Annotated in this window: 20 protein-coding genes; 8 read left to right on the plus strand and 12 right to left on the minus strand. The window is 61.8% G+C overall.

The genetic code is table 11. From position 1 onward, the window contains the following. Positions 1–29 precede the first annotated feature (29 nt). The gene (gene cysS, locus BLV09_RS09860; RefSeq protein WP_146687151.1) at positions 30–1,436 is read right to left on the minus strand and encodes a cysteine--tRNA ligase; all 1,407 of its coding nucleotides are present in this window, start codon (positions 1,434–1,436) and stop codon (positions 30–32) included. A 287-nt stretch (positions 1,437–1,723) separates the two neighbouring features. Here cysS and BLV09_RS09865 point away from each other — a divergent pair, with 287 nt between their 5' ends. After that, positions 1,724–2,032, plus strand: coding sequence for a hypothetical protein (locus BLV09_RS09865; RefSeq protein WP_146687152.1), 309 nt, complete (start codon positions 1,724–1,726; stop codon positions 2,030–2,032). A gap of 145 nt (positions 2,033–2,177) precedes the next feature. Continuing rightward, complete coding sequence (locus BLV09_RS09870; protein WP_146687153.1) at positions 2,178–3,338, plus strand: DUF2865 domain-containing protein; 1,161 nt, start codon at positions 2,178–2,180, stop codon at positions 3,336–3,338. A 43-nt stretch (positions 3,339–3,381) separates the two neighbouring features. Here BLV09_RS09870 and BLV09_RS09875 read toward each other — a convergent pair whose 3' ends face one another. The 3 genes from BLV09_RS09875 to BLV09_RS09885 form a co-directional block, all read right to left on the minus strand. Then, positions 3,382–5,139 (minus strand): NAD+ synthase, encoded by a 1,758-nt coding sequence (locus tag BLV09_RS09875; protein ID WP_146687154.1) that lies wholly within the window; start codon positions 5,137–5,139, stop codon positions 3,382–3,384. 106 nt (positions 5,140–5,245) lie between these two features. Then, on the minus strand, positions 5,246–5,599 hold the full coding sequence (locus BLV09_RS09880; protein WP_100381191.1) for a diacylglycerol kinase: 354 nt from the start codon (positions 5,597–5,599) through the stop codon (positions 5,246–5,248). 1 nt (position 5,600) lies between these two features. Then, on the minus strand, positions 5,601–6,989 hold the full coding sequence (locus tag BLV09_RS09885; RefSeq protein WP_100381190.1) for a class II 3-deoxy-7-phosphoheptulonate synthase: 1,389 nt from the start codon (positions 6,987–6,989) through the stop codon (positions 5,601–5,603). A 1,541-nt stretch (positions 6,990–8,530) separates the two neighbouring features. Here BLV09_RS09885 and BLV09_RS09890 point away from each other — a divergent pair. Both BLV09_RS09890 and BLV09_RS09895 read left to right on the plus strand, forming a co-directional pair. Continuing rightward, positions 8,531–8,953 (plus strand): GFA family protein, encoded by a 423-nt coding sequence (locus BLV09_RS09890; protein WP_146687155.1) that lies wholly within the window; start codon positions 8,531–8,533, stop codon positions 8,951–8,953. 1,107 nt (positions 8,954–10,060) lie between these two features. After that, complete coding sequence (locus tag BLV09_RS09895; RefSeq protein WP_244549020.1) at positions 10,061–10,516, plus strand: hypothetical protein; 456 nt, start codon at positions 10,061–10,063, stop codon at positions 10,514–10,516. Positions 10,517–10,560: 44 nt separating this feature from the next. On the opposite strand, the gene BLV09_RS09900 is transcribed toward BLV09_RS09895, so the two are convergent. Next, positions 10,561–10,863 (minus strand): PilZ domain-containing protein, encoded by a 303-nt coding sequence (locus tag BLV09_RS09900; protein ID WP_146687156.1) that lies wholly within the window; start codon positions 10,861–10,863, stop codon positions 10,561–10,563. Positions 10,864–11,088: 225 nt separating this feature from the next. Here BLV09_RS09900 and BLV09_RS37160 point away from each other — a divergent pair, with 225 nt between their 5' ends. Next, positions 11,089–11,226 carry a hypothetical protein gene (locus BLV09_RS37160; RefSeq protein ID WP_167558673.1) on the plus strand — a complete coding sequence of 46 codons (138 nt, stop codon included), beginning with the start codon at positions 11,089–11,091 and terminating at the stop codon, positions 11,224–11,226. A gap of 105 nt (positions 11,227–11,331) precedes the next feature. On the opposite strand, the gene BLV09_RS09905 is transcribed toward BLV09_RS37160, so the two are convergent. The 7 genes from BLV09_RS09905 to BLV09_RS09935 all read right to left on the minus strand — a co-directional run bounded on the left by BLV09_RS09905 (position 11,332) and on the right by BLV09_RS09935 (position 17,131). Then, the gene (locus BLV09_RS09905; RefSeq protein WP_100381136.1) at positions 11,332–11,646 is read right to left on the minus strand and encodes a hypothetical protein; all 315 of its coding nucleotides are present in this window, start codon (positions 11,644–11,646) and stop codon (positions 11,332–11,334) included. Then, the gene (locus BLV09_RS09910; RefSeq protein WP_100385826.1) at positions 11,643–12,746 is read right to left on the minus strand and encodes an IS5 family transposase; all 1,104 of its coding nucleotides are present in this window, start codon (positions 12,744–12,746) and stop codon (positions 11,643–11,645) included. The genes BLV09_RS09905 and BLV09_RS09910 overlap by 4 nt, the downstream gene beginning before the upstream one ends. A gap of 76 nt (positions 12,747–12,822) precedes the next feature. Continuing rightward, positions 12,823–13,110, minus strand: a complete 288-nt coding sequence (locus tag BLV09_RS09915) for a hypothetical protein (protein ID WP_146687157.1) — start codon at positions 13,108–13,110, stop codon at positions 12,823–12,825. A gap of 334 nt (positions 13,111–13,444) precedes the next feature. Then, a complete protein-coding gene (gor, locus tag BLV09_RS09920; protein WP_146687158.1) occupies positions 13,445–14,842 on the minus strand; it encodes a glutathione-disulfide reductase in 1,398 nt (465 codons plus the stop codon). 57 nt (positions 14,843–14,899) lie between these two features. After that, entirely contained in the window at positions 14,900–15,412 is a 513-nt protein-coding gene (locus BLV09_RS09925; RefSeq protein ID WP_100381184.1) for a DUF2059 domain-containing protein, read from the minus strand. A 23-nt stretch (positions 15,413–15,435) separates the two neighbouring features. Further along, positions 15,436–16,134, minus strand: coding sequence for a ribose-5-phosphate isomerase RpiA (rpiA, locus tag BLV09_RS09930; RefSeq protein WP_100381183.1), 699 nt, complete (start codon positions 16,132–16,134; stop codon positions 15,436–15,438). Positions 16,135–16,294: 160 nt separating this feature from the next. Continuing rightward, positions 16,295–17,131, minus strand: a complete 837-nt coding sequence (locus BLV09_RS09935) for an SDR family NAD(P)-dependent oxidoreductase (RefSeq protein WP_146687159.1) — start codon at positions 17,129–17,131, stop codon at positions 16,295–16,297. A gap of 91 nt (positions 17,132–17,222) precedes the next feature. On the opposite strand from BLV09_RS09935, the gene gph reads away from it, so the two are divergent. From gph to moaA, 3 genes are all read left to right on the plus strand, one after another. Further along, on the plus strand, positions 17,223–17,909 hold the full coding sequence (gph, locus tag BLV09_RS09940) for a phosphoglycolate phosphatase (protein ID WP_146687160.1): 687 nt from the start codon (positions 17,223–17,225) through the stop codon (positions 17,907–17,909). A gap of 151 nt (positions 17,910–18,060) precedes the next feature. Beyond that, entirely contained in the window at positions 18,061–18,537 is a 477-nt protein-coding gene (locus tag BLV09_RS09945; RefSeq protein ID WP_146691044.1) for a hypothetical protein, read from the plus strand. A 130-nt stretch (positions 18,538–18,667) separates the two neighbouring features. Beyond that, positions 18,668–19,702 carry a GTP 3',8-cyclase MoaA gene (moaA, locus tag BLV09_RS09950; protein WP_100381180.1) on the plus strand — a complete coding sequence of 345 codons (1,035 nt, stop codon included), beginning with the start codon at positions 18,668–18,670 and terminating at the stop codon, positions 19,700–19,702. Positions 19,703–19,920 lie beyond the last annotated feature (218 nt).

The raw sequence follows: 19,920 nt of genomic DNA on the forward strand, positions 1-19,920 counted from the left end.
CCGGTGAAACGGCGTGTCGAGACTGCTCATCACGCGATCTCCCAGGTCGTGATCGGCTTACCGTCAGCGTCCTTGCCGTCCTTGAGCACGACGCCCATCGCCGTGATCATATCGCGGATACGATCGGACTCCTTGAAGTCCTTTCGCGCTCGCGCCGCGGCGCGCTCCGCGATCAAATTCTCGATTTGCTTCGCATCGATGCCGCTCGCCTGCTGTTTCCGGCTCTTCCAATCCGCCGAACTCTCCGACAGGAAGCCGACATACCGCAACGAACCAGCAAACGCGTTGCGGCAGCCTTCATCGCCGGAAGCCGCGCTATTCCGTAAGCCGTGCAACGCTGCCATCATCTGCGGCGTGTTCAGATCATCGGAAAGTGCCTCGATAACGGTGTCGGCAGGCCGCCCGTCACGGGCATCCGCGGCGACCTCGTACCAATCGTCGAGCGTCTTCGCGCTCTCCTCCAATCCCTTCAGCGTCCAATCGATCGGCGAACGGTAGTGCGTCTTCAGCATATTGAGGCGCAGCACTTCTCCAGGCCAATCCGCCAGCAACTCCCTGATCGTGACAAAGTTGCCGAGCGACTTCGACATCTTCTCGCCTTCGACCTGCAGGAAGCCGTTGTGCAGCCAGTAGTTCGCCATCGTATGCGTGCCGTGGGCGCAACGCGACTGTGCGATCTCGTTTTCATGGTGCGGAAAGATCAGGTCGAGACCGCCGCCATGAATGTCGAAGACGTCACCGAGATAAGCGGCGCTCATGGCCGAGCATTCGATATGCCAGCCCGGACGTCCCCTGGCCCACGGGCTTTCCCATCCCGGTTCGTCGTCGGACGATTGCTTCCACAGCACGAAGTCGGCGGGGTTTTTCTTGTGTGCGTCGACGGCGATGCGCGCGCCCGCCAGTTGCTCATCAAGCTTGCGGCCTGACAGCGCGCCATAGTCCGGCATCGAGACGGTATCGAACAACACCTCGCCGCCGGCTTCATAGGCATGGCCGCGCGCGATCAATTGCTTGATCAGCGTCACCATGTCGGCCTTGCCGTCGGCGCGCGGCAGCACGAAATCGGTGGCGCGTGGTTCGAATGTCGGCGGCAGGCAACCGAGCGCCGTCACGTCAGCATGGAACTGCGCGGCGGTCTTCTCGGTGACCTTGCGGATCGCTTCATTCAGCGGCAGGCCGGGAAAATCACGCGCGGCGCGGTCGTTGATCTTGTCGTCGACGTCGGTGATGTTGCGGACATAGGTGACGTGGTCGGCGCCGTAGAGATGCCGCAGCAGGCGGAACAGCACATCGAACACGATCACCGGGCGCGCATTGCCGATATGGGCGAAGTCGTAGACCGTCGGTCCGCAGACATACATGCGCACGTTGTCGCGATCGAGCGGCACGAAGGGCCGCTTTTCCTTGGTCAACGTATCGTGAAGGCGCAGTTCCATGGATATCCCGTCCCTTGCGGCCGGGCGTCCAGTGATCTCTGTTGAGAAAAGACGGCCTCAGCCAGCGAATCGCTAGCTCATAATCTCACGGCAAATGCCACAAATGGTGAGGAAACCGTACATGGGAACACCATGGGGCACGCCGGGGGATTCCGTCAAGAGCCAGCTGACAGCCCGATTTCGGCCATCAAGCCCGGGCAACCGAGCCCTGGTTAATCATTATTAACATTTCGGACTTATCGAGTAGGCGACATCCTCTCGTTCCGTCCTTTTCTCCCCGGTGCAATATGCGATCTCTATCGGCGTTTTTGGCCTGCCTGCTCCTCTGTGCGGCCTCGGTCGCGTTGGCGGACAGCCGCGTTTTCATCATCGAAAACCAGGCGGACGGTTATGGCGTCGACCAGTGCCTCGCCAAGGGCGAGAAATGCGGCGCGCATGCCGCCCTGTCCTATTGCAAATCGCGCGATTTCGCCCAGGCTTCCTCGTATCGGCGCGTTGATGCCGATGAGGTAACGGGGTCCGTTCCCACGGCAGCCGGCGCCAACTGCAGTCATGCCGGTTGCGGCGAATATATCGCCATTACGTGCCAGCGCTGAGCCCATCAATTTGCCGCATAGTGGAGTACTGCTGCTGCCACATCGGCGCCCCGGAAACGACGTGACGCTGCCCAGAGAAGCGGCTATGTGATGCCGCGACCGTGCTTTGGCTCCGTGCCGCGCGGAATCGTCCCAATGGCCGGATATGCCTGAAACCTTGATTACGCGCTTCCCTAAATCGATCTTGGCTTGCGTTGCGTTGCTTGGCGTCCTCGCGCCGGGCGTTGAGGCCCTGGCGCAGATGGACCCGAACGCCCCGCCGCCCTCGCAAGGTGCACCAGCCAACCCGATGTGCCCACGGCTTGAAGGGCAGCTGGCGGCGATCGACCGCGGCGGCAGCACCGGAGACCCGGCGAAGGACGATCAAATCCGCCGCTATCAGGATGCCGCCAACAAGCAGCAAGGCGAGCTTGATCGCGTGACGTCGCAGGCCAAGCGAATGGGCTGCGACAGTTCCGGGTTTTTCTCGCTGTTCAGCGGCCAATCGGCGCAATGCGGTCCGGTCAACAACCAGATCCAGCAGATGCGGGCGAATCTGGATCAGATCACCAGCAGCCTCGAGCGGCTGCGCGGTGGCGGTTTCGGCAGCGATCGCGACAATCAGCGCCGCTCGGTGCTGACAGCGCTGGCGCAGAACAATTGCGGGCCGCAATACGCCGCAGCGCTGAACAACGGTCCGGGCAATTTCCTGAACAATTTGTTTGGTGGCAACAACAATAATCCCAATCCCGGCGCGCCGGGCGCCGATACCGGCCCGCAGTCCGGAACCTACCGCACGGTCTGCGCCCGCAGCTGCGACGGTTTCTATTTTCCGATCTCCTTTGCCACCGTCCCCGGGCGTTTTCCCGACGACGAAAAAACCTGCAAGGCTCTGTGTCCGGCGGCGGACGCCACGCTCTTCACCTATCGCAATCCCGGTGAAGACATGAGTTCGGCGGTCTCGATCAACGGCCAACCTTATTCGTCGTCTCCGAACGCCTTCCGCTACCGTCAGGAATTCAATCCGTCCTGCTCCTGCAAGGCTCCCGGACAGACCTGGTCCGACGCCCTGAAAAATATCGACGACAAGGCTGCCGCCGCACAGCAGGGCGACATCATTGTCACCGAGGAGAGCGCGAAGAAGATGTCGCAGGCGCCGAGCAAGCCCGTTCCGACCTCTGCCAAGAAGGGCAACGCTCCGGCAGGCGCCGCGCCGGTCGCCGACGATCCGGCTGGGGCTGGCACCACCGCAGCGGCGCCTTCGGGCAATGCGACCGACAACAAATCGGTGCGGACGGTCGGGCCGACCTTTATCCCGGCACGCTGATCGCTGTTTGTTTTGACGCCTATCCACTTCGCTTGAAAGCGCCCTACCCTTCGAAGGCCTCTGCCGAACCGCGGCTCGCGCGCGATATCAGCGCATCGTCGGGTTCGGGCAGCGGCTTACCCACATCGCGAAAACGGTTGGTGATGGGATAGCGGCGGTCGCGGCCGAAATTCCGCCGCGTCACCTTGACGCCCGGGGCGGCCTGGCGGCGCTTGTATTCGGCGATATTGAGCAGGCGATCGATCCGCGCCACCACCTCGCGATCGAATCCCGCCGCAACGATCGAGGCCAGCGGTTCCTCGCGCTCGACCAGCCGTTCCAGGATCGCATCGAGCATGTCGTAGGGCGGCAACGAATCCTGATCGGTCTGGTTTTCGCGCAGCTCCGCGGTCGGCGGCCGGGTGATGATATTTACCGGGATGACTTCGCCCGACGGGCCGAGCGCGCCGTCCGGCTTCCACGCATTGCGCAGGCTCGAGAGCCGGAACACCTCGGTCTTGTAGATATCCTTGATCGGGTTGAAGCCGCCATTCATGTCGCCATAGAGCGTGGCGTAGCCGACCGACATTTCCGACTTGTTGCCGGTCGTGACCACCATCGCGCCGGTCTTGTTGGAGATCGCCATCAACAGCGTGCCGCGCGCGCGGGCCTGCAAATTTTCCTCGGTGATATCGCGCGGCAGGCCCTTGAAGGTTTCGGATAAAATCTTCTCGAACCCGTTGACGGCGTCCGCGATCGGCAGCACCTCGTAGCGAATGCCGAGCGCTGTGGCGAGCTTGGCCGCATCGTCGAGCGAAACCTGCGCGGTAAAGCGGAACGGCAGCATCACGCCGCGGACGCGTTCTGCCCCCAGCGCATCGACCGCGATCGCCGCGCACAGCGCGGAATCGATGCCGCCGGACACCCCAAGCAGCACGCCGGGAAAGCCGTTTTTGCCGACATAGTCGCGCAGTCCGAGCACGCAGGCCGCATAATCGCCCTTGTCGCCGTCGAGCAGCGGCGTGACCGGACCCGTGCAGCGCCAGCCGGCGTCGGTCTTGCTCCAGCGCAAGGTCGTGATGTTCTCCTCGAACGCCGGAAGCTGTGCTGCGACCGAAAGATCGGCATTCAAGGCGAACGACGCACCGTCGAACACCAGTTCGTCCTGGCCGCCGACCTCATTGAGGTAAATCAGCGGAAGCCCGCTCTCGGTGACGCGCGCCACCGCGATCGACAGCCGCAAGTCGTTCTTGTCGCGGGCATAGGGCGAGCCATTGGGCACGATCAAGATTTCCGCGCCGGTCTCGGCCAGGCATTCGACGACGTTTTCGTACTCGGCCGATTCCTCGAGCCAGATATCCTCGCAAATGGGCACGCCGACCCGGATGCCGCGCACCGTTACCGGGCCCGCGGCGGGTCCCCTTGCAAACAGCCGCTTTTCGTCGAATACGCCGTAGTTCGGCAGATTGGCCTTGAAGCGCATCGCGGCGATGCGCCCATCGTCCAGCAACGCGCAGGCATTGTAGAGCTTGCCGTCCTCGACCCAGGGCGTGCCGATCAGCATGGCCGGACCGCCGTCGGCGGTTTCCCGCGCCAGCTCCTCGATGGCGGCGCGGCAGGCCGACTGAAAGGCCGGCTTCAACACCAGATCCTCCGGCGGATAGCCGGCAATGAAGAGTTCGGACAGCACGACGAGATCGGCGCCGTCGGCACGCGCCTTGACGCGCGCGGCGCGCGCCTTGGCGGCGTTGCCCGTGACATCGCCCACCGTCGGGTTCAACTGGGCGAGCGTGATCGAAAACTGAGCGGCAGATTTGTTCATCGCCGGATGGTGCCCTGCACGCGCGAAAACTGCAATTGCATGCTTTATCTTTTTGTTTGAGCATGATCTTTTCGGAAAACCGGCATCCACTTTTCCGGATCATGCTCTATATCGCGCCCATGCGTTCGGCGATGGCGAACAGCCAGAACGACCCCGCCATCAGCAGCGCGACGCCCACCGCCGCCGAGCCCATGTCCTTGACCCGCCCGATCTGCGGATCATGGTCTGTGGTCAGCCGGTCGGCGAGCTTCTCGATCGCGGTGTTGAGCAGCTCGACGACCAGAACCAGGGCAACCGCCGCGACCAGTTCGACCCGCCGCATCACGGTAATTCCGACCAGCCACGCCAGCGGCAACGCCAGCGCGAGCACGATCAGCTCCTCACGAATGGCCTGCTCGGACCGGATCGCGAAAGCCAGGCCATTGCGCGAATTGACCGTGGCCCGCCAGAGCCTCAGCAACTCAAAGCCCCGCCGCGACCGGCATCGGCTTGACCTTGCTGCCGCTGTCCCGCTTGAGCAGTTCCGCAATCAGGAAAGCCATGTCGATCGACTGCTCGGCATTGAGACGGGGATCGCAGACCGTGTGATAGCGATCGTTGAGATCCTCATCCGTGATGGCGCGGGCGCCGCCGGTGCATTCGGTGACGTCCTGGCCGGTCATCTCCAGATGGACGCCGCCGGCATGGGTGCCTTCCGCGGCGTGGATCGAGAAGAACGACTTCACTTCCGACAGGATGCGATCGAACGGACGGGTCTTGTAGCCGCTGGTCGAACTGATGGTGTTGCCATGCATCGGATCGCACGACCACACCACCACATGCCCTTCGCGCTGCACGGCGCGGATCAATTGCGGCAGATGATCGCCGACCTTGTCCGAGCCGAAACGGTTGATCAGCGTCAGCCGTCCGGGTTCGTTGTCCGGATTGAGCACGTCGATCAGCCGCAGCAATTCGTCCGGCTTGAGCGACGGGCCGCACTTCAACCCGATCGGGTTCTTGATGCCGCGGAAATATTCGACATGGCCATGATCGAGCTGGCGGGTGCGGTCGCCGATCCAGATCATATGACCTGAGGTCGCGTACCAGTCGCCGGTCGTCGAATCCACCCGCGTGAAGGCCTGCTCGTAGCCGAGCAGCAGCGCCTCGTGGCTGGTGTAGACATCGGTGGCGCGCAGCTCGGGATGGCTTTCGAGATCGAGACCGCAGGCACGCATGAAATTCAGCGCGTCCGATATCCGGTCGGCCAGTTCCTTGTAACGGCGTGACTGCTGGGAATCCTTGATGAAGCCCAGCATCCACTGATGCACGCTGCCGAGATTGGCGAAGCCGCCGGTCGCGAACGCGCGCAGCAAATTGAGCGTCGCGGCCGACTGGCGATATGCCATCAGCTGGCGCTGCGGATCCGGCGTGCGCGACTCCGCCGTGAACGCGATATCGTTGACGATGTCGCCACGGTAGCTCGGCAGTTCGACGCCGTTGATCTTTTCCATCGGAGAGGAGCGCGGCTTGGCGAATTGTCCGGCGATGCGGCCGACCTTCACCACCGGCACGGCGCCGGCATAGGTCAGCACCACCGCCATCTGCAGCAGCACGCGGAAGAAATCCCGGATGTTGTTGGCGCCATGCTCGGCGAAGCTTTCGGCGCAGTCGCCGCCCTGGAGCAGGAAGGCCTCGCCAGCGGCGACGCGTCCCAGCGCTTTTTTCAGGTTGCGCGCCTCACCTGCAAAAACCAGCGGAGGAAACGTGGCAAGCTGCGCCTCGACGTCGGCCAGGGCCTTCGCGTTGGGATAATCGGGTACTTGCAGCACCGGCTTGGCGCGCCAGCTATCTGGTGTCCACCGCTCGGACATGACGTTAACTCCTGAGCAAAAACCGCTACTTATCAGAGGTAGCGGAGGGTCGCGTTATACACAGGCTGAACACGGACCGCTATCGGATTTTCAGGACCCCGAACCAAGCCCTTGTGGCAGCAACTGAATTCGGATTGCGGACAGGATTGCAAAGATAGGATGAAAATCCCTGGGCCGGAGCGGTCTGGCTGGAGGCCGTCATTCCGGGGCGATGCAAAGCATCGAACCCGGAATCTCGAGATTCCCCGATGTGCAGTTGCACATCTGAGGTCTGGTGCTAACGCACCATCCCGGAATGACTGAGCTTGGATTGCTTCGTCGCTTACGCTCCTCGCAATGACGGCTCCAATGACAGACACGACTCCACCTTCCCGCGGCGCGATGCGCCCGAGCTTTGTGCCAGCTTCCCTCCGAAGACAGAGGGCGTGGGGAATGCCGGGTGCCCGCTGCACCCGCAGCCCCGTGTGCAATGGTGGAGGTAGCACACGAGTGTCGTCACCACAGGTCCACCGGAACACCCGGCATTCCCGCACGCGAATGGTTTTAACGGCTTATTCCGCGCTCTCCCCGGCGACGAATTCGTCTTGTCACCGTCGTCGGCGAATGAACGGCATCGCCAAAGCCCGGTCGGGCCGGCATGCCTTCGCCAACTTGACACCAGCAACGGGTGCCAGGACCACACGGCTTCACCGTCCGCGACCCGCCTTCGCCAACAGGCTTCGCCGGACTTGGTACCCGTCCGTCGAAGTTTTGGCGAAGGCGGAAAGCAGCGCCGTTCGTCTGCGCGCCCCTTGATCGCTCACAGGCCTGATCGGCCTGCCCTGCAATCTCAGTCGCGCGCCCGACGCTGCCGCGTCCACCGCATCCCATCCCAACGTCCGTGACGATCGCGATACGCCCCTCGTGGGGGACAGGACGGCGAGGCTTCTAGGGTTGATTTGGGTCGGGCGGGAATGGAAATATTTTTGAGAATGGGGATGGACAGGGCAAATCAGTGGCTGGAGGCGGCCCAATCTTAATCTTATGCTGCGCGTGCCGATGCAGATTGCTTGGTTTTCTGCCGAGCTGGAGGCAATGGGTTCGGCCGTCGACGCGGGGGAATCTGAGACGCACGCTCAACAACATGGTCGATGATAAGGCGCATCTTCATGAGCGCACTCCCTTCGCAGCCTCAAGCGCAAGCGATCAGAGGCGCACTTCCGTCTGGCTGGGTACGCCAAATTTAAGCAAAGAGTTCCAGCTTCAGCTATGGTGGCAAGCGGACACGATTGCGCATGTCCGTGGCAGCGACGCCCTTTCACTGCAACTGTTCACAGCCCCTAGCTCTGCATCAAGCATGATGAATCGAATGCGCGAGCCTGCACCCGTGCTCCCCGACTTGCCGTTACCCTTCACCACCCCGAACTCTCCATCGAAAATTTTGCAAGCGTCAAATTACACGCCCCCCGAGCATCAGGGGTAAATGTTCAGTTTGAATTTCAGCTCTGCCTGGGAGCCAACGGCAGCTATCAGGCGAGCGGACCTCCTGATATAAGACGGTAATGCTGAAACTTACCTGTCTCTGCGGTCAAGTCCGCATCGAAGTGGCAAAGCGACCGGACTTCATCAACGAGTGCAATTGCACGCTATGCAGCAAGTCTGGCGCTCGCTGGTCCTATTTCCACCCCTCCGAAGTCAGCATCGAGGGCGCGACCAGAGAATATAGCCGGGAAGACAAAGACGATCCGGCCGCAGAAATCCACTTCTGCGGCCGATGTGGTTCGACTACGCATTTCACGCTGACGGAGAGCGCCATATCGAAATTCGGTAATGTCCAGACGGGCGTTAATATGTCGCTGGCAGATGAAAGCGATCTCGTCGGAATCGAACTTCGTTACCCTGACGGACGGGCTTGGTCGGGCGGGGCCGACTTCGGCTATGTGCGGGAGCCCCGAGTCATTGGCCAAAGCGCGGCTTCGCAATGACTACTTACGAGGATTGCCGCAAAGGCGAAAGCCAAGCTGAGACACTACCAAAAATCCGGGATTGCCGTGGCGGAGGCTGTCAGCCGTATCATCTCCGGCACGCAGGGCGAAGCTCGGTAACTCTCCCGGCAATTTTAACTGGCTGAGAACACGAAGGGATTTTGCGCGAGCGGTCCGACCAGCCGATATCCCACGTCTCTTAATCATCTTAATCCTCACGACTTTCTGGCAGCGGTAGTCGTCCGACGCGCGAGTGCCAGCGCAGCCTTGCACTAAATACAAAACCGCAATGCCCGCGCTGCGCTAGCCACCGGTTCGTGCTTGTTCATTTGGGGTTCATTACGGATTGGTAATGTGAGACGTCGAAACAGACGGAGTTTTGCGATGAGTAAACTCAATTCGACAGTGATCTCACGTCGAAGGGCTCTTTCCCTGCTGGGGCTAGCCACGTTGGTCCTCGCATTGCCTGGCACCGTGCTAACGGTGTCAGATGCTGAGGCCCAGGCGCAGCAGCCCGCCGCCCCGGAGGCCCCGGTGACCGGCACAGAGCGGCGTCAGGAGCGGCGCACAGGCCGCGTGAGACGACGTACGGGGCGACGCGCAGCTCGCAGGAAAGGTCGCGAGGAGCGACGTGAGTTGCGGCGCGAAGGCGGAGAGGAGAAAGGCAGCAAGGAAAAGAAGTAGCTCCGCTGCTGCCGCAGGTCGGACACCACTCAGAGGCCAACGTCAGTGGGAGTTGCTGCTGGGCCTGTGCTCAATCGCGTATAGCGGCCGCTGAAGAATTGTCTGCGATGAAGTTCTGTGCGCAAGCCGTCGAGGCGGAAGCGTGCCACAAGCGCTCGCACGCGTTGAGGAAGCCAACCTTCGAAAATGTCTCGGACATAACCTCCTCCAGGTCATCACCGAGGCGCTGCGTTATCTGCGCTCGAAGACGAGATCGCGGCAGCGGTATCGCCCACGACGCGGAAACCCAACCACTGCTCGGCGCATCTCCTTGCGCCGATCCGCAGCCTTAACCGTCCCTTTACCATACCTGTTCATGCTGCTGCACGTAGTCATCCGTAAAGGGTCTTGAACTACATGGCACAGCGCAATCTAAGAACATCAGTGGGAAGGAATGAAAACGTCCTGAGCTTTGCCCGGACGTCGGCACCGGACTGCGGCGAGACCGCACTCAATCTTGTGTACCAGGCCGCCGAAGTCTTCAGCAGCATGGAGGATCATGCCCGCGAGACCGAAGCACGCGCGCAGTCGCTGTGCAAAAGCGCGGCTGAAAGACTGAAGCTCGCCGAAAAGCGACTTGAAGCCGCAGAGCGCGCCCGGCGTGAAATCATCAGTGAGGCCGATTGCAAGCTGCAGGACGCTTCCAGGGCTTTAAGGCAGGCCCAATCGCGCATCGAGGCCGCCGAAGATCAGCTCGTAGCGGTGGAGTTCCGTGCGCAAGCGGTCGAAGCGGAAGCGCGCGAAGCCAAGCAAGCGCTCGCCCTCGTTGAGGAAGCCATCCGCAGGCGTCTGCTTTGCCCAAACCCGGATGTTGATATCAGGCTGAACGGCGTGCCCTGACGGGCCGCGCCTGAGGCCACACCGCGAGACGCAACAGCGCAGTTTCAACGCAGCGTTCGGGCGTGGCTTCGATCAACGAATTCGACGCCGCAGATATTGCCGTCCCTCCACACCACATGGCAGTGCTTCGTCGTCTTGAAACCATCGAATGACAGATCGAATTCGAAGGCTGCAATGTGAAACGTGGATGAATGAAGCCTCGCTCCCTGATCGTGGAAATCCATCACCATGCAGGGATAGATGCCGCAAACACGGTCCAGGTGAAGCATGGCCGGCTGATTAATTTCAATGCGCTCCAGGGCTCGACGTTCAATCATCGGAACATCTCCCAAAGAAATTTTGATCAAAACTTCCGGGGCAGTAACAGGGCCGAGATTAGCGCCCGTCGACCTTCAATAAAAGTCAGGCCTGCTAACTATTTAAAGTTGTACAGGACCCGCACGGCACCGAGCCGTGGTCAGCCGTCGATGGCGTTCCGGTTCGGCAGGCTGGCCAGGGAGCGCTTTTTTTAATTGCCCTCTTCCGGAATTGGACTAGCCTGCTGAATGTCATTTTTGGGAGGGCCGCGCCGCGTGAACTCCACCCTTAAAATTCAGACCCCAGCAGCAATAAGCCTGATCCAAAAAATCAAGGCCGAACTCCAAAAGCGTGCGGAGTTAAAGGCCAAACGGATGTTGCTGAAAGTGCCCAAACGGCAGGTGAAACGTTGAGGGCTGGAGCCTTTTCGGTTCTGATTGAATCAGAACCGAGGCTCTAACTTTTGATTTGACGCGTTTTCTTCATGCTAACCGGCGTCCACTTCGCTCGAAAACGCTCTAACAGGCCGTTGAAGAAGTCTTTGAACGACGTGCGATGAACGGGATGTCGTCGCCATTGAGGAGGCAGATTTCACCTTCGAGTGAGCCGTCATCCCGCAGTTCGGCCCAACCGTCACCATTGGCAGGCTCCATTTCGTCGTTTCCCTGCCAGCCGAACTGGACGGCATCGCCGTCACAGGGTCCATGAATGGAGCCCGTGAGGCAATCGAAGGCGAACTCGCCGCCGTCCTCATCGAACAGGATGTAGGCGCCGGCCACGGCCATGTCGTAGCCTGGTGTCTCGACGACCCGCCATCTGCCCCGGATGCTCATGCCGGTGCCGCCAGAAGCTTGGGCAGCCGGATCAGATTATAGGCCGCAAGCGCCAGGACGAAGACGGCATCCACCCGGTCGCGGCCTCGTAGCTTGACCTTGGCCAGACCAGCGGAACTCTTGATCCAGCCGAAGACTTCTTCGATGCGTTTGCGGCAACGCTGGCTGATGTCATAGCCGCTGTGACGTGTGGTACGCGCGTCGATCGCCGTCTTGCGCCGCTTGCCGGTCTTACTCAGATGTCCGTCGATCGCGATATGCGGCGTAACCGATCTATATCTCAGGTCGTGCACGAACGGCGTGACGTCATAGGCCTTATCCGCCCCCACCGTGATCCGCTTGGCGCCACCGCGCTTGTCGATCATGGCAAGCGCAATCTCCCGTTCGGCGGTGCCTGTCGCTTGGCTCACTTCACCCAAAACCGCTAAACCATTGCGGTTCTCCATCAGCGCATGGCCCATATAGCTCAGCTTGGCCGGCTGGCCGTCTCCCTTCTTGTAAAGCCGCGCTTCAGGATCGGTCGTGCTCGCATGGGTCTCGTTGGATCGCTTTTCCTTGTGGAAGCTACGCTCGGCATTGCGTCCCGGACCGTCCTGATCTTTGTCGCTGCCATCCTTCCGTCGGAAGCTCTTGATCGAAGCCCAAGCTTCAATCAGAGTACCGTCCACCGAGAAGTGATCGCTCGATAGCAGACGCTTGACCTTCGGCTGCGCCAAAAGCGCGCTCAGGAACTTGGCCGCAATCTCGCCCTCAAGCAGCCGATCGCGGTTCTTCGAGAAGGTCGAATGGTCCCAGACCGCATCGTCCACCCCAAGCCCAACGAACCAGCGGAACAGAAGATCGAACTCCATCCGCTCCATCAGGTGCCGTTCCGAGCGAACCCCATAGAACGCCTGCAGGAGCATCGCCCGAAGCAACTTCTCCGGTGCAATCGAGGGGCGGCCGAAGTCCGTGTAGAGCTTGCCGAACTCCCCAGAAAGATCGCCCAGCGCCGCATTCGCCAAGTCCCTAATCACCCGGAGCGGGTGGTCGGCGCGAACCCGAGCCTCCAGGTCCACATAACTGAAAAGCGAGCCAGACCCTTCGTCACTTCCCCGCATCGCGTCACCTCAGCAAAATCCTGTCCTAGGGAATCACGATCCAAAACGCTTCGCCAGAGACTTCTTCAACAGCCTGCTAATCGATCAGCCCCTCGGTATCGCCGGTCTCTTTGAAAAGCGTCCTCAGCAACCGCCATAGTTCGCGGTGCCCGGCCGTTTGGCCGCCTTGCTTGAGGTAATCCGCAATATCCATGGTGGCGGTCTGCATCTCGATGCTGCCGGCGGCGCCCGCGTCGCAATGCGCCACTTCGCGCTCGACGTACAAATTTTTGGCATCGGTATCGAAAACCAGCGTGCAGCGATCGGCGTGGGTGACCTCAGGGCCTTTCACCTGACGATATAATTCGCGCTTGAGGAGAGCCATTTTCCGCTCCTGTCAGGAGTGCTGACTTAATCACCCGGCGTCTCGATCATACCAATTCTTTTGATCACGTGGCAGGCACGCCAGCGCATTTCACGCCTGCCGATGTTTTCGGGTTCCGCGCTCGGCCGTTGCCGTGAGCCTAACGTGCATGGTGCGGAAATGATCCGGCCGGGATCACGACATGAGTTCGCGATGATGCCGGAGAGTCCGCAGAGCCTTTTCGGTTCTGATTGAATCAGAACCGAGGCTCTAACCTTTGATTTGACGCGTTTTCTTCACGCGAACCGGCGTCCACTTCGCTCGAAAACGCTCCGGTCCGCCGCAGCGCCCGCCCCTACTCCGCGGCCGCCTCACGGACATAGCGCGCGGTCGGCGTGCGCATGGTCACCAACTCTTCCGCCGCGGTCGGATGCAGCGCAAACGTCGAATCGAAATCGGCCTTGGTCGCTTTCATTTTGACCGCGATGGCGACGGCCTGGATGATTTCGGCGGCGGCATCGCCGACGACGTGGCAGCCGACCACGCGGTCGCTGGTGCCGTCGACAACGAGCTTCATCAGGACGCGGGTGTTGCGGCCCGACATCGTCGACTTGATCGGGCGGAAATCGGCTTTGTAGATATCGACGTGGCTGAACTGCGCGCGCGCTTCGGCCTCGGTCAGCCCGACCGTGCCGACCTCCGGCTGGGAAAATACGGCGGTCGGAATGGTCGCGTGATCGACCTGAACCGGGCGCTTGCCGAACACGGTGTCGGCGAAGGCATGGCCTTCGCGGATCGCGACCGGCGTCAGATTGATGCGGTGGGTGACGTCACCAATGGCGTAAATGTTCGGCACCGAGGTCCGCGACCAGCCATCGACCGAAATCCCGCCATTCCTTTGGTTGAGGGCGACGCCCACTTTCTCCAGCCCGAGACCGGCGACGTTCGGATGCCGTCCGATCGCAAACATCACGAGATCGGAGGCGATGCTCGAGCCGTTCGACAGATGCGTCGTGAATTCCCGGCCGTGCCGTTCGACCTTGTCGACCTTGTTCACGGTGCAGCGCGTGAGAATGTTGATGCCCTGCTTCTCCATCTCGGCGCGCAGATGGGCGCGGACGTCCTCGTCGAAGCCGCGCAGGATATTGTCGCCGCGATAGATCACCGTCACGTCGGAGCCGAGCCCTGCGAAAATGCCGGCGAACTCCAGCGCGATATAGCCGCCGCCCTGGATCACGATGCGCTTGGGCAATTCCGGCAGATGAAACGCTTCATTCGACGAAATCACGTGCTCGATGCCGGGGATCGCCGGGCCGTGGTTGGGCGTGCTTCCGGTGGCAATCAGGATGGTGTTCGCCCTCACCGTCCGGCCATTGCTGAGGCTGATCGTGTGGGCGTCCTCGATCGCCGCGCGCGCTTTGACGACCTGCGCGCCGGACTTCTCCACATTGGTGGTGTAGATGCCCTCCAGCCGGGCGATTTCCTTGTCCTTGTTGGCGACCAGGGTCGGCCAGTCGAAGGTCGCGGAAGGGATCGACCAGCCAAAACCCGCGGCGTCTTCGATCTCCTGGTGAACGTGCGAGCCGAGAACGAACAGCTTCTTGGGAACGCAGCCGCGGATCACGCAGGTGCCGCCCATCCGATACTCTTCGGCAATCATCACCTGCGCGCCATAACCGGCGGCGATCCGGGCGGCACGCACGCCGCCCGACCCGCCTCCGATCACGAACAGATCGACGTCGAACTCAGCCATATCCATTCCCGCCCGCGTTCGATGATTGCAGGGACCAGATCCGGAATCAGATCTGGATCAGATCTGCTTCCCGCGCTTGCGCATCTCGGAGCGGAACTCGGCGTTCACGGTCTCGGCAAATTGCTGCGCCCACTGGTTCATATAGGCCATGCTGCCCTGAATTGCCCGGGGTTCCGTCGTCAGCAGCTTCTGGCCCAGCGGTGACTTGTAGAAGGTCACGAGGTCCTTCAGCTCCTGTTCGGTGAAGTCGGCGGCGTAGATCTTCGCCATTCCATCGCCGATTTCCTTTTCGCGGCCGGCAAGCTTCTGGGCGACGATCACGGCGACCTCGTTGAGGTCCTTTTGATAGTTGAGGTTGGTCTGCAGCAACTGATCCTTGGTCTGTTGCACGATGTTGGGAACGGCGGCGGCATACATCCCGTCCGCGTGCTTCATCCCCAGGATTTCCTTGGCCGCGGCAATGGCTGCCGGAGAAACCGGCTTATCCTGCTGCGCCTTGGCCGGAACGCCGGCAAAAGCGAGCCCCAGCACGAGGCCCGCGGCCGACAACATTCTCGAAAGGCTCTTCATTCCGATTCTCCTCGATTGCGGCATTACCGCCGTTCAACAACGCGAATTCCCTGGGCGCCCGCCAGCACCGCGGTGCTGGCGACGCCGATGAACAGGCCGTGCTCGACCACGCCCGGTATTACGCTCAGCAAGCCTGCCAGGCGGGCCGCATCGGCTATTCGGCCAAGATGGGCATCGACAATCCAGTGGCCACCATCGGTGACAAAAACGTGGCCATCTTTGCCCTTGCGGACCACCATTTGGCCGGAAACGCCGCTTTCCGCAAACGCCTTGGCCATGGCGCGCTGGGTCGCGGCGAGGCCGAATGGAACGACCTCGACCGGTAGCGGGAAGCGGCCGAGAACGTCGACCCATTTGGATTCGTCGGCGATGACGATCATGCGGTCGGACGCGGTGGCCACGATCTTCTCGCGCAGCAATGCGCCGCCGCCGCCCTTGATGACATTGAGCGCCGGATCGATTTCGTCGGCGCCATCGACCGTGAGATCGAGCCGGTCGATCGCGTCCAGCGTGGTCAGGCGGATGCCGCACCGCTCCGCATCGGCGCGGGTCACCTCCGATGTCGGCACGCCGATGACATCGAGCCCGGCGCGAACGCGCTCGCCCAGCAATTCGACGAAATGCTTGGCAGTCGAACCGGTGCCGAGGCCAAGCCTCATGCCGTCGCGCACCGCTTCAAGCGCGCGCGCCGCTGCTTGCCGTTTCAAGTCGTCCATATTCACGTGCAGGCTTGCCTCGAAAGCCGCTGCCGATCGGGCGATCGGCCATGTCCGGCCGCGGCATATCTAGCGTCGTTTTCTCGCGAGGAACAGCGCTTTACCCCCGCCATGGCCGCAATTGATCACTTTTGCTGAGCGAGGCGGATTGGCCCCCAAATACCGGCTAGCGGGCCGCCGCCCGGTCCATCGCCGCCTGGATGGCGGCAAACCGCTCGTCCACCTCGCCGCGCATTTCCGGATGCGTGAACACGTAGAGTTCGTCCTCGCGGATCGCGCTCAGCACTCGCGCGGCGACCTCCGACGGGTCGAGACCGGACTGCAGGTGCTCGGCAATCTGGGCAACGAGCAGCCCGGCCGGGCTTGCGGGGTCCGGCGGCTGCGTCGCGCCATAGCGCTGCGGCCGATTGCGGCCACTTTCGCCGATGCGGGTGCGGACATACCCCGGACAGATCACGGTCACGCCGATGCCGAGCGGCTTGAGCTGCCCTGCCAGCCCCTCGGACATGGCGACCACCGCGAACTTGCTGGCCACGTAAGGGCTGAAGCCAAGCCCGCTCTGCAGACCGGCCATCGATGCGGTGTTGACGATATGGCCGCCTTCGCCATGCGCGCGGATATGCGGCAGGAACGTACGGATGCCGTGCAGCACCCCCATCAGGTTGACGTCGAGAACCCACCGCCAATTGTCGAGCGAGATATGGTCGATGCCGCCGCCGGCGGCGACACCGGCATTGTTGCCGATCACATGGACGTTCCCGAACGCCTCATATGCCGCCTTCGCCGCGCGCTCGACGCTGGCAGCGTCGGCGACGTCGCAAGTCACGCCGCGGACGTCAGATCCTAGACCGCGCAGGCCTTCGACGGCGGCGGCCAGCGCGTCGACTTCGATGTCGGCAAGCATCACCTTCATGCCCGCCTCGGCAAAGGCTTTGCCGAGCGCCAATCCGATGCCGCCGGCTCCCCCCGTGACAAAGGCTGTCTTGCCGGCAAGCTCCCGCATGGTTTTTCCCGCCACTTTTGGATGATCGCCAAAATCTACCATCCCTTGCATCCCCTTGCATGATTGTACCGGGACCGGTAGCGATTTTCGAATGACCTCTGTTCGCACTGTTGTCTTCGATCTCGACGGCACGCTGGTGGATACCGCGCCCGATTTGATCAACGCGCTTAACTTCGTGCTCGCGCGCGAGGGTTTGCCTCCCGTTCCCCTCGCCTCGGCGCGCACCATGATCGGCGCCGGCGCCCGGCGGATGCTCGAACGCGGCCTGGAACTGGACGGACGTACCGTTGGCCTCGCCGACATCGACCGGCTCACCAAGGATTTCATCGACCATTACGCGGCCCATATTGCCGAGCTTTCCCGCCCGTTCGACGGACTGGAAGACGCGCTCGATGATCTCCGGTCGCGCGGCTATCAGTTCGCGGTTTGCACCAACAAGCTGGAATGGCTGTCCAAGCTGCTGCTCGACCAGCTCGGACTGAGTTCGCGATTTGCGGCGATTTGCGGCGCGGACACTTTCGGCGTTTCAAAACCCGATCCGGTCATCCTCAGGCAAACTCTGGCGCGCGCGGGCGGCGAGCTTTCCTCGGCGATCATGGTGGGCGATGCCGGTCCGGATATTGGCGTCGCCCGTCGCGCCGGCATTCCCGTCATCGGCGTCGAATTTGGCTATACCGAGGTACCGATTGCCGATCTGAAGCCGGATCGGCTGATCGCTCACATGCGGGATTTGCCGGGGGCCGTCGAAAGTCTGATGCATCACCGGAACCCGGCGTAAATATCTGACATTATTATGTATTTAGATCAGCTAGTCAGCAAAATTAACCATTATTTAACGATACAGACCCGCCCGGTTGCGCGACTGTGCCGACGCTCTTATGGTCATCAGGGGGTTGTGGCAGTTAGCCGCAGAGAGTGACGGGTTTATGATGCGTCGAGTTATCGTGATTGCCGCAGCCGGCTTCGGCCTGGCCGGCTGTTCCTCCTTTTCCATGGATGCCTTCAAGCCGACGCCGCCGATGGTGCAGGTCCAGCTTGATTCGACGCCGCAAGGCGCCGACGCCAAGACTTCGCTTGGCCCGGGTTGCAAGACCCCGTGCACGGTCTCCGTGGCCGCCCCGGACAGCGGATTCTCCGTCTCCTACACCATGAACAAGTTCGAGCCGGCCACCATCCCGGTCCAGGTTGTCCATGTTCCCGCTGATTTCGGCTCGCCTGCGACAACCAACATCGATCCCAATCCGGTGGTCGCGGAACTTCAGCCGCAAGGCCCGCCGCCCAAGGCAGCGCGGAAAAAAGTGATGCGGCCGAAACAGCCGAAGCCGCCCAAGAGCACCGCGGCTCCGCCCGCGGATTCGGCGTTCCCGGATTCGGGTCAATCGACCCCGCCCCCGCCCGGCCGCTGATTGCTTGCACTGCACACACAACAATCTCCTGCAAGCTATTGATTGTGTGCGGGTAGCATGATGCATACATTGGTGTTGTAGGGTTGCCGCCTGCGCTCGCGGCGACCGTTGCAGCAACAAGGCCGGTTGAATGAATGGACCCATATTGAGTCCGCTTGCATCGCTGTCCCGTCCGATGACCGATCCGTTCGGCCGGACGATCAGCTATTTGCGGGTATCGGTGACGGACCGCTGCGATCTGCGCTGCTTCTATTGCATGTCGGAAGACATGACATTCCTGCCCAAGGCCGATCTGCTGACGCTTGAGGAGCTTGACCGGCTTTGCTCGGCGTTCATCGCCAAGGGTGTGCGCAAGCTGCGGCTGACCGGCGGCGAACCGCTGGTCCGGCGCAATGTGATGTCGCTGGTGCGTTCGCTGTCGCGCCACCTCGGCACCGGCGCGCTCAATGAACTGACGCTGACGACCAACGGTTCACAGCTGGCGCGCTTCGCCGCCGAGTTGCGCGACTGCGGCGTGCGCCGCATCAACGTCTCCTTGGATACGCTTGATCCCGCCAAATTCCGCGCCATCACCCGCTGGGGCGATCTCGACAAGGTGCTGGCCGGCATCGAGGCCGCGCGATCAGCCGGGCTCGCCGTGAAGATCAACGCGGTTGCGCTGAAGAACATGAACGAGGACGAGATTCCCTCGCTGATGCAATGGGCGCATGGCAAGGGCATGGCGTTGACGCTGATCGAGGTGATGCCGATGGGCGACATCGGCGAAGGACGCATCGACCAGTATGTGCCGCTGTCGCTGCTTCGCGCGCGTCTCGCCCAGCAATACACCCTGACCGACCTCGCAGATGATACCGGCGGACCGGCGCGTTACGTTCGCGTCAGCGAGACCGGCGGCAAGCTCGGTTTCATCACCCCGATGACCCATAATTTCTGCGAGTCATGCAACCGGGTGCGGATCACCTGCACCGGCACGCTGCACACCTGCCTCGGCCACGAGGACGCCTCCGACCTGCGCAAACCGCTGCGCGCCTCCACCGACAATGAGCTCCTCAGCGCGGCGATCGATCGCGCGATCGGCCTGAAACCCAAGGGCCACGACTTCATCATCGATCGCCGGCACAACCGGCCGAGCGTCAGCCGCCATATGAGCGTGACCGGCGGTTAAGCCCTCAGGCGGCGGATTCACCAAGCCACGCAACTGGTTGATGCCGCCTCAATTTGCCCATTTTCCGATTGACGCCGCCACCCCGCGCTGAAATGGTGCGCCGGCTTCGTGCTAGCCCGGCTGGATAAGCCGCTGAGTTCTCCTGCTCAGCCAAGACAGCAGAAGTGCAATTGGGGGAGGACCATCGTTGCAATCGCTCGTGAAGATGAGCCGCGCTT

It is taken from the genome of Bradyrhizobium canariense (assembly GCF_900105125.1).
Classification (GTDB): Bacteria; Pseudomonadota; Alphaproteobacteria; order Rhizobiales; family Xanthobacteraceae; genus Bradyrhizobium; species Bradyrhizobium canariense_A.

Bases quoted from the DNA above. Each gene is read 5' to 3' on its own strand.
- gor (WP_146687158.1), bottom strand. From the start codon at position 14,842: ATGGCTGAGTTCGACGTCGATCTGTTCGTGATCGGAGGCGGGTCGGGC.
- BLV09_RS09875 (WP_146687154.1), bottom strand. From the start codon at position 5,139: ATGAACAAATCTGCCGCTCAGTTTTCGATCACGCTCGCCCAGTTGAAC.
- BLV09_RS09905 (WP_100381136.1), bottom strand. From the start codon at position 11,646: ATGAGCATCCGGGGCAGATGGCGGGTCGTCGAGACACCAGGCTACGAC.
- BLV09_RS09865 (WP_146687152.1), top strand. From the start codon at position 1,724: ATGCGATCTCTATCGGCGTTTTTGGCCTGCCTGCTCCTCTGTGCGGCC.
- moaA (WP_100381180.1), top strand. From the start codon at position 18,668: ATGAATGGACCCATATTGAGTCCGCTTGCATCGCTGTCCCGTCCGATG.
- BLV09_RS09890 (WP_146687155.1), top strand. From the start codon at position 8,531: ATGCTGAAACTTACCTGTCTCTGCGGTCAAGTCCGCATCGAAGTGGCA.
- BLV09_RS09870 (WP_146687153.1), top strand. From the start codon at position 2,178: ATGCCTGAAACCTTGATTACGCGCTTCCCTAAATCGATCTTGGCTTGC.
- BLV09_RS09925 (WP_100381184.1), bottom strand. From the start codon at position 15,412: ATGAAGAGCCTTTCGAGAATGTTGTCGGCCGCGGGCCTCGTGCTGGGG.
- BLV09_RS09910 (WP_100385826.1), bottom strand. From the start codon at position 12,746: ATGCGGGGAAGTGACGAAGGGTCTGGCTCGCTTTTCAGTTATGTGGAC.
- BLV09_RS09945 (WP_146691044.1), top strand. From the start codon at position 18,061: ATGCGTCGAGTTATCGTGATTGCCGCAGCCGGCTTCGGCCTGGCCGGC.
- BLV09_RS09885 (WP_100381190.1), bottom strand. From the start codon at position 6,989: ATGTCCGAGCGGTGGACACCAGATAGCTGGCGCGCCAAGCCGGTGCTG.
- cysS (WP_146687151.1), bottom strand. From the start codon at position 1,436: ATGGAACTGCGCCTTCACGATACGTTGACCAAGGAAAAGCGGCCCTTC.
- gph (WP_146687160.1), top strand. From the start codon at position 17,223: ATGACCTCTGTTCGCACTGTTGTCTTCGATCTCGACGGCACGCTGGTG.
- BLV09_RS09935 (WP_146687159.1), bottom strand. From the start codon at position 17,131: ATGCGGGAGCTTGCCGGCAAGACAGCCTTTGTCACGGGGGGAGCCGGC.
- BLV09_RS09915 (WP_146687157.1), bottom strand. From the start codon at position 13,110: ATGGCTCTCCTCAAGCGCGAATTATATCGTCAGGTGAAAGGCCCTGAG.